At 46.8% G+C, this 13,278-nt stretch carries 8 protein-coding genes; 5 read left to right on the forward strand and 3 right to left on the reverse strand.

What is annotated here, in order from left to right:
• Window positions 1-5: 5 nt before the first annotated feature.
• A complete protein-coding gene (rmuC, locus tag AWU77_RS19900; protein WP_062067765.1) occupies window positions 6-1,553 on the reverse strand; it encodes a DNA recombination protein RmuC in 1,548 nt (515 codons plus the stop codon).
• A 111-nt stretch (window positions 1,554-1,664) separates the two neighbouring features.
• On the opposite strand from rmuC, the gene murI reads away from it, so the two are divergent.
• Window positions 1,665-2,492: a glutamate racemase gene (murI, locus tag AWU77_RS19905; protein WP_062067767.1), complete on the forward strand. Its 828-nt coding sequence runs from the start codon at window positions 1,665-1,667 to the stop codon at window positions 2,490-2,492.
• Window positions 2,493-2,505: 13 nt separating this feature from the next.
• Here murI and AWU77_RS19910 read toward each other — a convergent pair whose 3' ends face one another.
• Window positions 2,506-3,018, reverse strand: coding sequence for an HPP family protein (locus AWU77_RS19910; protein WP_062067770.1), 513 nt, complete (start codon window positions 3,016-3,018; stop codon window positions 2,506-2,508).
• 195 nt (window positions 3,019-3,213) lie between these two features.
• Window positions 3,214-4,614, reverse strand: a complete 1,401-nt coding sequence (locus AWU77_RS19915) for an MFS transporter (RefSeq protein ID WP_062067773.1) — start codon at window positions 4,612-4,614, stop codon at window positions 3,214-3,216.
• A gap of 391 nt (window positions 4,615-5,005) precedes the next feature.
• Here AWU77_RS19915 and AWU77_RS19920 point away from each other — a divergent pair, with 391 nt between their 5' ends.
• The 4 genes from AWU77_RS19920 to AWU77_RS19935 all read left to right on the forward strand — a co-directional run bounded on the left by AWU77_RS19920 (window position 5,006) and on the right by AWU77_RS19935 (window position 13,271).
• Window positions 5,006-7,726 carry a PD-(D/E)XK nuclease family protein gene (locus AWU77_RS19920; protein ID WP_062067776.1) on the forward strand — a complete coding sequence of 907 codons (2,721 nt, stop codon included), beginning with the start codon at window positions 5,006-5,008 and terminating at the stop codon, window positions 7,724-7,726.
• Window positions 7,726-11,244 carry an exodeoxyribonuclease V subunit beta gene (locus tag AWU77_RS19925; protein ID WP_062067779.1) on the forward strand — a complete coding sequence of 1,173 codons (3,519 nt, stop codon included), beginning with the start codon at window positions 7,726-7,728 and terminating at the stop codon, window positions 11,242-11,244. The genes AWU77_RS19920 and AWU77_RS19925 overlap by 1 nt, the downstream gene beginning before the upstream one ends.
• A gap of 12 nt (window positions 11,245-11,256) precedes the next feature.
• Window positions 11,257-12,153, forward strand: coding sequence for a retron St85 family effector protein (locus tag AWU77_RS19930; RefSeq protein ID WP_062067782.1), 897 nt, complete (start codon window positions 11,257-11,259; stop codon window positions 12,151-12,153).
• A gap of 137 nt (window positions 12,154-12,290) precedes the next feature.
• Entirely contained in the window at window positions 12,291-13,271 is a 981-nt protein-coding gene (locus AWU77_RS19935) for a retron St85 family RNA-directed DNA polymerase (protein WP_084618566.1), read from the forward strand.
• The last annotated feature ends 7 nt before the right edge of the window (window positions 13,272-13,278 follow it).

Raw genomic sequence — 13,278 nt, forward strand, 5'->3', positions numbered from 1 at the left:
TGCAATTAACGCTCAGCCCCATCGCCCGACGAATCCACATCTAGCAATAAGTCTTCCGTTTCTAGCTCCGCACCTGCATCTTCCAATAAATGTGTGGCAATGGTTTTTTTAGTTTTTGCGCCCAGGCGACGAATATCATCCACGCGTTTCACCAAATTGCCGCGCCCAGACTGCAAGCGGTCGCGCGCTTTGCTGTACGCCTCTTGGGTTTTATTGAGTGAGCTGCCAATGGCATCGAGCGACTCCAGCAACAACACAAATTGATCGTGCAGTGCACCCGCCTCCTTGGCGATGCGCTCGGCATTTTTATTTTGTTTTTCGTAGCGCCAAATATTTTCTACGGTGCGCAAAGTCGCCAGTAAGGTGGTTGGGCTGACCAAAATAATATGGCGATCATAGGCCTCACGGTACAGTCCCGGCTCATGTTGCAAAGCAAACATAAACGCCGCTTCAATCGGGATAAAAATAAATACAAAATCGAGCGCTTTAATACCGTCGAGTTTTTCGTAGTCTTTAATACTCAAACCTTTAATATGACTGCGCAGCGAGTTTACGTGTGCATTGAGATGTTGCTTGCGCTCGGCCTCATCGTCTGAGTTGCAGAATTTTTCGTAATCGAGCAACGAGCATTTGGCGTCGATCACAATGTCTTTGTTTTCCGGCAAATGGATAATCACATCGGGCATCAAGCGCGAGCCATCGCTGCCGGTGAAATTAACTTGTGTATCGTACTCGCGGCCTTTTTGTAGGCCAGATTCTTCCAGCAAACGCTCCAGCACCACCTCGCCCCAATTGCCTTGGGTTTTGCTATTGCCTTTTAATGCCTGAGCGAGATTAACCGCATCTTCACCGATTTTTTGCGCTTGTTTTTGCAGCTCAATCACCTGCCCGGATAGGCGGTTGCGATCGGCATTTTCTTTTTCGTATACATCTTCCACTTTTTTGCGGAATTCGGTGAGTTGCAGTTTCAAAGGATCAAGGGTGCTATCGAGCAAGGTTTTGCTGTTAGCACTGAATTGCTGCTGTTTATGTTCAAAAATCTTGTTGGCAATATTTTCAAATTCTTTGGCCAATTCCACCTTGGCATTTTGCAATAGCGCCAGCTGTTCAGCAAAATGTTTACGCTCCTGCTCCAAGCGTGTTTTAAGCTCAGTGGTCTCTTTTGCAAATAGCACGAGCTGTTCATCTTTACGCTGGTTTTGTTGTTGCAGCTCATCAAAGTGGCGAGTCTTCTCGCGCAGGCCAGCCGCATCTTGCTGCGCAATACCCAGCGCTTGCTGTAATTCACTAGCCTGTTGCTGCGCCGCTTGCCGCTGACTTTTCACTTCGCTCAACTGCAGATTGAGTTGATGGATCTCCTGCTGCAACGCGGCTTCACGCAGCGCATGGGCATGTTGTACTTGTTGCAGTGATTGTTGCTGCGCAGCTTCCAATTGCTGGGTTTTGGCCGCCACGGCTTGCTCAAGGCGGCGACCGATAATCCAGTAAACAATAAACGCGCCGATAACCAAACCCGACAAGGCGGCAACAAGGGGCAAAAACGATGGATTCACTAAAAAACTCCAGAATGTAAAACGCGGCTAGGTTTTATCGGCCACGACCGTTAAAATCGCCGCCATTTTAGCAATATATCGCCGCCCTCAGGCCATTGATTTGATTCTCCTATGACTGATACTACCCAAACCTTTCAAGCGCCCCGCGTGCTGGTTTTTGATTCCGGCGTCGGCGGTTTGAGTGTCGCACAGGAAATCCAGCAACGTTTGCCACAGGTTTCGCTGGTGTACGCTTCGGACAATGCCTTTTTCCCCTATGGCACCAAGGGTGAAGCGGAGCTGATCGCGCGAGTGGATCAGGTAATAACGGCGCTGTTAGCGCGCTACCCAGCCGATATTCTGGTGATCGCCTGCAATACCGCCAGCACTCTCACCCTGCCCCATTTGCGCAGCAAGTTAAACCTGCCGATCGTCGGTGTGGTGCCGGCGATTAAACCCGCGGCATTGATGAGCAAATCCGGTGTGATTGGCCTGCTCGCCACACCAGCTACAGTTGCTCGCCCTTATACCCACGAATTAATCCGCGAGTACGCCACTAATTGCCAAGTGATTTCACTGGGATCGAGTGCGCTAGTACACATCGCCGAGCAAAAATTACGCGGCGAAGCGATTGATTCAGCAGCCATAGAGGCGATTACGCAGGAATTAATGAACACAAAGAACGCAGAAAAAATGGATGTACTGGTATTGGCCTGCACCCATTTTCCACTGCTAAAAGAAGAGTTGGCACAACAGCTACCCGCACGAATCAACCTGATTGATTCAGGTGCAGCCATTGCGCGACGGGTAGAGTTTTTACTGGCCGATAGCGAAGACGCGCCTGCGGGTTATATTTCCGAACACATTGCGGTGTTTACCAAAGAGACTGCAGAGGCAACACAACTTGCCCCCGCACTCGCCCGCTTTAACATTGACCAGCAGACTTATCTCAATATTTAACCAACTAAGCGCATTAAACAACGAGGCGCAGCTCACTTCCAGAAGGCTGCAGATTGCGCAAAATATCCATGCTGGTAATTACACCCTGGGCGATTTTTTTATCGACCACCACTACCCGATGAATATTATTTTTCACCATCACTGCGGCGACTTCTGCAACAGAAGCTTCTAACCGCACGGTAATAATTTCGCGCTGCATAATTTGATGAACGGTGCAATTATATTCCGCCCGATTACTCCACTCGCGCAGACAAGTATCATCCAAATCGATTTCACAACTTTCGCGATAATAATTGCGCAGTGCCTCGCGGCGATTAGTTTCATCCATACTGCTAAATTTAAAAATATCCGACACAGTCACCACACCCACTAATTCGTGATCCGATGCAATCACCGGCGCACCGGAAATACCGTGTTTGATAAAAAATTCCGCCAGCCGATGAATAGTCCAACCCTCATAGGCACTGAGCAGTGTTTTGCTCATAATAGTTTTGGCGGTCACATTATTATTGTTACTGTTCGACATAACAGGTTCCTCACTGTGAAATGAATTACCTGTTAAGTATTGACCATCGCATTGATCAACGCAGTGCCGCGATCAAATTTAAGCGCAGCTAATTAGACTTTTTTGATATTAGAACCCAATCAATAAAAACAAGCCGATAAAAAAACCGCTTCCAGTTACCCGGCAGCGGTTTTCATAAAAATGCTACTAACCAATTTACAGATCGGTAATCGGCTGGTATTTGGGCACCAACAAACGCATTACAAACCAGGCAATCAAGTAAGCGGTTGCGCAGATTGCAAACATAATGGTGTAACCCATATAGATATTGCCTGCTTGGCCGAAGTAATCGAACAATCCACCGCCCAACTTATTAAGCAATACACCGCCCATACCACCGGCAAAACCACCAATCCCCACCACTGAACCTACGGCTTTTTTCGGGAACATATCAGACACAGTAGTGAAAATGTTCGCTGACCAAGCCTGATGCGCTGAGGCGCCAATCGCAATCAACAGGATTGGAATCCATACCGAAATATAACCTAGCGGTTGTGCAAGCAGCACCACCAGCGGCACCAGCGCAATAACAAACATGGCGGTGCGGCGCGCATTAAATGCGTCCATACCTTTTTTGATGAAGTAACTGGGGAAGGCGCCGCCACCAATACTACCAAACATAGTCAGGGTATAAATCAGCGCGATAGGCAACGCAATTTCGGTTTTTTCCATGCCGTGTTGGGCACTCAGGTAAATAGGCAGCCAGAATAAGAAGAACCACCAAACACCATCGGTCATAAATTTGCCGAACGCAAAGGCCCAGGTTTGTCTGTAACCCAAGAGCGCCAGCCAAGAGGTTTTTACTTCTTCTTCAACTGCTTCTACAGCTTCAACGTCAGAGTTGATATAGGCGCGTTCGGCATCGCCCAAGCGCTTTTGTTCGCTCGGCTTGTCGTACCATACCCACCAAAAACCTATCCATACAAAACCGATAATACCTACCAGAATAAAGGCCCATTGCCAGCCCCACATCACCCCAATTACTGGCACTGTCAACGGCGCCAAAATCGCACCTACGTTTGCACCTGAGTTAAAAATACCGGTGGCAAATGAGCGCTCTTTCTTGGGGAAATATTCTGCCGTTGCTTTAATCGCAGCGGGAAAGTTACCCGCCTCACCAAAGGCAAGCACTGCTCGTGCAATCATAAAACCGGCTACCGAATAGGCGGTAATTGCAGCAGCACCATTGACCGTGCCATTGGCCTGATCAATATCTGCCAAGCCAAGCCAGCCGAGCAAGGTGTAAAAGGCAGCGCCCATATCGTAGGCAAATGCATGAATTGCGGCACCAATCGACCAAATCGCAATGGCGATAATGTACCCATTTTTGGTGCCGAACTTATCGATAAAACGACCGGCGAAGATCATTGATATCGCATAAACGAAGGTGAAAAGTGCAGTGATATTGCCGTAATCGTTATTGTTCCAGCCGTAGGTGTGCATCAGCTCGGGGGACAATAAACTTAATACTTGGCGATCGAGGTAGTTGATAGTGGTTGCGAAAAACAACAGACCGCAAATGGTCCATCTGTAATTACCAGTAGATTGTTGGTTCATAGGGTCACTTGTTTATAGTTATGAAATACAAAGGGAATCATAGACGCACTTTTGAATAAAACTAAAAAAAGTAGCGACCTAGTGAAACACTCACCTGATGTATAGACCGTATTTGCCGATGTTCTGTGCCCTTTGGGCTATTGTTATTCAATCCGATTGAAGCCTGCGAGTAGCAGAAATTATGCGGTGCAATCCAAGCATTTCTTTATGTGGGCAGGAAAAGTAGCATGTTTCACTTGGCCAAACAAGGTGAAACAGCCGCTAATTCCTTATGCGACAAAGGCTTATACAAAATTTTACGCTTAATTTTACCCCGCACAGGTATTGAATCCGGTGCCATAATACCGGCCACTTTAGCGTGACACCGTTTACAAGGCACCCGGACATCATCATGGTTGATACCTATTTCGATATAACACCTTACCTCGCCGCCATCGACAGCGGCGAGCTGATCATCACCGCCAATAATCGCCTGCGCAACCATATGTTGCGTGCCTATGGCCAGCGGCAGACGGATACCAGCAACGTCTGGCCCAGCCCGCGCATTTATTCTTTGAGCCAGTGGCTTGAACTCAATTGGGCATTATTGCAGCGGCGCGCTTATACACCTGCAGCGCAGCGCATTATCAACAACCTGCAACGCCAAACTCTGTGGGAAAAAATTATTGGCGAATCCTCCCTCGCCGCTGCGCTTTTACAACCGGAACCCCTAGCGCAAGCAGCCGATAGCGCATTGCGTAACCTTGAACTCTGGCAACTGACTGAAGAACAAGTGCGAGCCGCCGAACCGCTCCTCAATACCCAGAGTAATACTTATTGCTGGCTAACCTGGCTCGGCGAATTTCGCGCGCGTTTGGCGCAGCTGGGCTTTATTACACAAGAAAGTGCCAATCAAATTTTGATCGATGCGTTTAAACAATCGCAGCTGAAACAAGAAAGCATTATTCATCTCACCGGGTTTGATGATATCCCGCCGCAGCATCAGGATTTAATTAACAGCGCCTGCCAGCAATTGCGCAACATCAAATTGGAAAATCAAACAACGCAATTAATGCGCACTGAAACGCAAAATAACGAAGCCGAAATTCGCGCCGCCGCACTCTGGAGTAAACAACAACTGGAGCAAAATCCAGCGGCGATGATTGGTATTATCGTGCCGAATTTAGGTCAGTGTCGCGATCAGGTCGAGCGCATTTTTGTCGAGGTATTTGAACCGCTTGCCGCCCTACCCAATCAACCGCGCTATACCTTGCCATTTAACTTTTCTGCCGGCACACCGCTGGGGGCAACACCAATTATTAGCGCCACATTAGATTTATTAGAGCTGCAAAAATCCTCTTGGGATTTGGAAGCCATTTGCAATTTATTGCTCTCACCTTTTTTTGGCGATTCAGATGCAGAATTAGTGCTGCGCACACACTTGGTTCAAACCCTGCGCAAACTTAGCCGCTTTACTATTAGCCTGAGCGATTTGCGCTACCACGGGCAAAAACTGGCGAGCAAATTAGGAATCGCCGAAGGTGACAGCAATTTAATTAGCCGTTTAGTGCAGTTGGAAAACTATCGCCGCCAGAGTTTTGGTAAACAAAGCGCACAATACTGGAGTGATTTTTTTCAACAGCATTTGCAATTACTCGGCTGGCCAGGCACACGGCGTTTGGATAGTCAGGAATACCAACAGCTCACCCTATGGAACCAGGTGCTGGAAAACTTCTTGCAGTTGGATGGTACCGGCATTGAATTAACCTATACCGCCGCGATTCAACAATTGCGCAGCATTGCCGGAAAAACACCGTTTCAAGCGCAGACCCCTAATTCGCCCATCCAAATCCTCGGTGCACTGGAAGGCGCCGGTTTGCAATTCAGCCACTGTTGGGTAATGGGTTTACATCATCGCCAATGGCCGCCAGTGCCCGCACCGAATCCATTATTGCCCAGCAATTTGCAGCGCACACAAAAAATGCCGCACGCCAGCGCCGAACGTGAATTGCAATTTGCGCGTGCACTTACTGAACATTATGGTCAATGTGCACCGGTAGTTATCTTCAGTTCAGCACACAGCGATGACGAGAGCGAGCTCAGCCCGAGCGCATTAATTCGACATCTGCCCCTGACCGCTATAGAAACATTAATCGGCAACCACGACAGCGTCAGCGCACACAATTATCAAGTGCTCGCCGCTACCCGCCATTTGGAAATAGTGCCTACGGCGCAAGCGCCACAATTAATTCTGGGGCAAGAACCCGTGCGCGGCGGTGCGAGTTTGTTTAAAGAACAAGGCGCCTGCCCGTTTAATGCGTTTGCACGTTTACGCTTAGGCGCAAACAGTATCGACGAACCCGTCGCCGGTTTTTCAGCCATAGAACGCGGCAATTTATTGCACGATGCGCTCGCGCAAATTTGGAAACAACTGAAAGATCAACAAACTCTGCTCGCGCTGGATGAAAGTGCACTCAACACACTTATCAACCAAACCACACAAACCGCTGTGGATGCACTCAAACAAAAACGCGGTACCAGCATAGGCGCGTTTTACGCCCAACTGGAGCAAGAGCGACTCGCACAATTAATTACCGAATGGCTTGCGCAAGAAAAAACGCGCCCGCCATTTACAGTGGTGGCAATTGAAGAAGAAGTACAGCTTGAATTTGCAGGCTTGCCACTTCGTTTGCGTATTGACCGTATCGATCAATTGGATAACGGTGATCTCATCTTGATCGATTACAAAACCGGTCAACCCAAATTGCAAAGCTGGCAAGGCGAGCGCATGGATGAACCGCAATTGCCGCTTTACGCCGTTACTGCAAGCAACAAAATTGCCGCCATGGCTTTTGCACAAATTAATGCCAAGGCAATGAAGTGGATTGGTACGGGTGAATTAAATATCCAGCACGATGGCATTTTCCCCAGCAAAACTCCTTGGGATGAACAATTGCAAGAATGGCAACTTTTCCTACAAAATTTAGCCGCTGATTTTATTCAGGGCGATGCACGTGTCGATATGAAAAACTCCACCACCGCACAATACGCAGAAGATTTACTGCCACTTAATCGCCTGCAAGAACAGGATGCGCTCAATGCCTTTGTTCGCGGCATGCAGGGGGCGGTGTAATGTCTGAATTCATTTCAAATCAACCTATCGATCAACAAGTTCGTTTTGATGCACTCGATCCACAAACATCGTTTGCGGTTTCTGCCCCGGCCGGTTCCGGTAAAACCGGGCTATTAACCCAGCGCGTATTAACCCTGCTCGCCTATTGCGATGAACCCGAAGAAGTTTTAGCCATTACCTTTACCCGCAAAGCGGCGGGCGAAATGCAAGACCGGATTATGCACGCACTCTGGCAAGCAGCCGATCAACCCGAACCACAAGATCCCCATGCACTGCGCACCTGGCAACTCGCACAAAAGGTTTTGCAGCGCGACCGCGAATTGCAGTGGAATTTATTGCAAAGCCCGCAGCGTTTGCGCGTGCAAACCATCGATAGTTTATGCCGTTCCATTACCAAACAATTACCACTCGCCAGCGGCATAGGGGCGCAGCCAGATACACTGGAAGATGCCGACCAAGCCTATCGGTTAGCGGTGCGCGAATTATTTAAACTGCTCGAACAAGAATCACCCCTGCGCGATGATTTAACCCGCCTGTTGCGCCACTTGGATAACAATCTGCAAGCGGTAGAAAATTTATTAATCAGCCTGCTCGCCAAACGCGAGCAGTGGCTCGGTGTATTGCTGCAAGCTCGCCATGAGGATGCGCGCGCATACTTAGAACAAGTACTGCGTGATGTAGTCTGTGAACATTTGGATTTGCTCGCTGCAGCGCTATTAATTCACAGTAGCGAGCTGTGCAGCATTGCCGACCGCGCCGCCACCAATTTGCAGGAAGAAGCAGAGCGCAAAAATCGCATTCACGAATTGCTTGGCATTAATGGGTTGCCCGACGCCGAACCGGAATCATTAAATCAATGGCTCTCTCTAGTGGATTTGTTGTTGACCAACGGCGGGACTTTTCGCGCGCGTTTAACCAAAGCCGAAGGTTTTCCTGCTGGCAAAGAAAATGCCGAGTTGAAAAATCGCTTTAGCGAATTAATCGCTGCGATTACCGATACCGCACCCGAAGCAGAACAATTACTGCAAGAACTGCGCTCACTGCCAGCGCCCCACTACGCCGAACATCAATGGCAACTGCTCGACAGTTTAACCAGCATTTTGCCGATTCTCGTGGCGCAACTCACTATTGTGTTTAAACAGCAAAGCGCTACGGACTACACCGCCATCAGCCAAGCGGCATTGCTCGCACTGGGTGATGAAGATTCACCGAGCGATTTAGCCCTGCAATTGGATTATCGCATTCGACATATTCTGGTAGATGAGTTTCAAGACACCGCCAGCCCCCAGTTGGAGTTATTAAAAAAACTCACCAGCGGTTGGCAAGCGAGCGATGGTCGCACGTTGTTTATTGTGGGCGATGGAATGCAATCCTGTTACGGATTCCGCAACGCCAACGTAGGTTTGTTTTTGGATGCACGCCAGCAAGGCATAGGTTCAGTGGATTTAACCGCGTTAGATTTACGTGTGAATTTCCGCTCGCAAGCCGGTGTAGTGAATTGGGTGAATGATATTTTTCAACATGCATTCCCCGCGCAAGACGACATCAGCCGTGGCGCTGTCAGCTATTCACCGTCTGTTGCGTTTAAACCGGCAATCGATGGCGATGCCGTTACTTTTTATGCGTGCACTTACACCACTGAAAAAAGCGATGAAAGTGACAGCGATGACAACGAACCCTCATCCCGTGTGCAAGCGCAACAGCAAGAAGCGGCAACTGTGGTCGAGTTGGTGCAGCAAGCGCGATACGATAACCCCAATGGCAGCGTTGCGATTCTGGTGCGCACGCGCAATCACCTCGCGCGCATTTTACCGGCGCTCTCCGCTGCCGGTTTGCATTACCAAGCCACGGAAATTGATCGCCTCGCCAGCCGCATGGCGATTATGGATTTACTCTCGCTCACCCGCGCATTATTAAACCCCGCTGATCGCATCGCCTGGTTATCAGTTTTGCGCGCGCCTTGGTGTGGTTTGGATAATAACGACTTGCATTGCATCACCACTGCCAACCTCGCCGGACAAAATCCGCGCATTAATGAAACCGCATTTGCGGTGCTTTGGCGGCAATTGGAATTACACGAACAGATCAGTGGCTTAAGCGCGAACGGAAAAATAATTCTCGCAAGAGTAGTTCCCCTTCTTGCGCAAGCGTTGCAAGAGCGTTACCGCAAACCCTTGCGCCAGTGGATTGAAGGCATCTGGTTTGCACTGGGCGGCCCCGCAACACTGCTGGACGCGAATGACCGCGACAATATCAACAGTTTTTTTGCGCTGCTCGACAAACATCAACAAGGTGGCAGCATTCGCGATTGGCAAGCGTTTAACAATGCCATCGAACGTTTATTCGCTGCGCCGCGCGCCGATGCTGATCCAAAATTGCAAGTGATGACCATCCACAAATCCAAAGGTTTGGAATTTGATACGGTCATCATTCCCGGTTTGGATCGCAGCGCGCGCAAAGACGACAAACAATTATTGCTCTGGCAAGAGCGCATTAATCATCAGGGCGAAAAACAATTATTACTCGGCTCACTCGCCGCCACCGGCAAAGAAGAAGAAGGCCTCTACACCTTTATGCGCCGCGAAGCAGACAAACAACAAGCCTTTGAAGCAACGCGCCTGTTATATGTCGGCTGCACCCGTGCAATTAAACGCTTGCATTTAATTGCCTGCATCAACACCAAAGAAGACGAATTGGTCGCACCCGCCAAAGTATCGCTGCTGCACAGCATTTGGCCCTATGTAAAAGACAACGCACAGCGAATAGACAGCACCCGTGCAATAGCTCGCAATGATTCATTCGACAACAACAATGCAAAACCCGGTCTGCAACACATACTGCGCCTGCCCGCCAACTGGCAAGCACCAGCGCTAAGTGATGTCACCTTATTAAAAGCATATCGCGGCCACGAATTCAGCATGAGCGAAAACGACAACCCGTTAAACATTCCCGAAGTCGAAACCACTGGCGCCCGCCTCGCGCGCCACACCGGCACCGTGATTCACAACGCATTGCAAGCCATAGTGGAAAATAAGTTGGTCACCAATAACAGCTGCATTTCTGCGGATACTTTTATCAATCAGCAACACAGTTTTTGGAAAATCCAACTACAACAACTCGGCTGGAGCGGCGACAATCTCAATCGCGCCCTGCAAAAAATCGCCACCGCCATCACCAACACCATCAACAGCGAACAAGGCCGCTGGCTACTCAATTGCGAGCACGAACAAAGCGCGTGCGAGCTATCGCTAATGCAAAAAGAAAAACAAGACGTGCGCGAACACATCATCGACCGCACCTTCATCGCCGATGGCATTCGCTGGATAGTGGATTATAAAAGTAGCGAACCAGAAAGCGGCGAGCCGGAAAATTCATTTATAAAGCGCGAGGTAAATACTTATACACAGCAACTAAAAAAATATGAATCTGTACTCACAGAAATCGATTCTCTACCTATTAGCTTGGCCATTTATTTTACATCCCTTGGACTTTTTTCGATAATTCAAAGCGAAAATTAAGGGATTATAAAAATGCCAATAAGACATCAATTTAAACAAATATCGAAAATTATATTGGAAAAAATATTCATTCCTTATTATCGAGAAAAAACAACTATTTTTTTATGTGGCGCCCACAAAAGTGAAAAAAACAAAGGTAGGTATAAGCTATCTAAATTACTCAACCAGCATGGAGCATTCGAACTGGTTTACCCTGAAGATATTTTTGAAGACGTGCTTGAAGGGCAAGCTAACAGCTTACTTTGGCTAGAAAATACATTAGCTGCATCAGTTGATGCAATAGTTATAATACCCGAGAGCCCCGGCTCATTTGCTGAGCTTGGCGCATTCTCTGTGAATGAAAAACTAGTCAACAAAATAATCTGTATAGCAGAAAAATGTTTTTCAAACAAAAAAAGCTTTCTGAGATACGGTCCATTCAGACTCGTTAATAGCTCAACAACAGGAAGGGTAATTTATGAAAAATATGATTCTTTTTCTGAAAAAGAAAATGGCAAGAAAATAATCAAAGAAATCTCAAGACGAATTGAATCAATAAAAAGAGTTTTTCCAACAGAAAAAAACACTACAAACATACTTGAATTAAAAAATTTTTTACTACCAGCTATTTATTTGATGAACAACCTAACCATTAGTGATTTGTATGAACTAGTCCTTAATACAACTTCGGAGCAAAGAAAATACGTCGAAATCGCAACAAAATCAGCAATTACCCAGCTGACAAAACTGAACTGGATAGAAAAAGAATCCAACACCTATAAGGTATCGAAAGAAGGACATATGCACATTCAAAACAATTTCAATATAGCAATTATGGATAAAGTCAGAATTGAAATAATGAATATTGAAAATCGTAGAAATTCAGTATTCATTTATGATAGAGTGCAAACGCGCACCTTTAGCGAGTGAGCATGCTCACTGGATGTTGATTATCGCCATCCTACACAAAACCATTGTCAATGCGGCTTAATTTGACTATCGAAGCACGTTCCGTGCTTCAACAGTCAAATTAACCCATATCTAAGTTACGTAAAGGTGCGCACCTTATGACAAAGAAAATAATTTTTAAATTAAAAACACCACCAAAAATAAACGATATACATGACCTTGCAAGAGAAACCCGGCTTTCCGAAAAATTAATTAGCTATATCGCATATCGTTCAAACTTTCTATATCGCACTTACTATGTACCCAAAAAAAGCGGGGGCAAACGACTGATTGCCCAACCAGCTAGAGAGCTGAAAGCTATTCAATCTTGGATACTCAGAAATATTCTTGAGCTAAGACCCTCATCCAATCAATCTATGGGATTAGAAAGAGATCAATCAATTCTTACAAATGCATTACCCCACATCGGCAACGGTTATCTATTAAATATTGACTTAGAAAATTTCTTTCCCAGCATAAAATCCAAGAGAGTTTTTCATCTTTTCAAAAAAATGGGCTTTAACAATAATATATCAACGATTTTCACAAGAATATGCACATTCAATGATGGTCTACCGCAAGGAGCGCCAAGCTCTCCTAAAATAGCAAACCTAATATGCTCAAAACTAGATGCGCGCATTCAAGGGTATGTAGGAAAAAGAGGAATAAATTACACAAGGTACGCAGATGACCTTACTTTTTCAGCCCCATCATATGAGAAAATCAATAAGCTGGAAATATTTATCAAAAAGTTAATTTCAGATGAAGACCTATTTATAAATAGCAATAAAACTACATTCTCCGGCCCTCGAAAACAAAAGAAAGTCACCGGCTTAGTCTTAACAAATGATAGTGTAGGAATAGGCAGAGGAAAATATAAAGCCATTAGGGCGAGAATTTATTACTACTTTCTAGGAATTGAAAAAGATATTGCTAGTATAAATGGCTACCTTTCTTTTATTTATTCTGTTGACCAAAAAAGATACTCCATGCTTCAACACTATATAAGCTCCCTCTTCGAACGATTCCCAGTGATCCCCTCCGCCAACTTCGGACAGTTCACTAACATACATTTCTTGCCTCAAAGCGCTCTGGGCTAATAAAGCC

The organism is Cellvibrio sp. OA-2007, from assembly GCF_000953825.1.
Lineage (GTDB): Bacteria > Pseudomonadota > Gammaproteobacteria > Pseudomonadales > Cellvibrionaceae > Cellvibrio.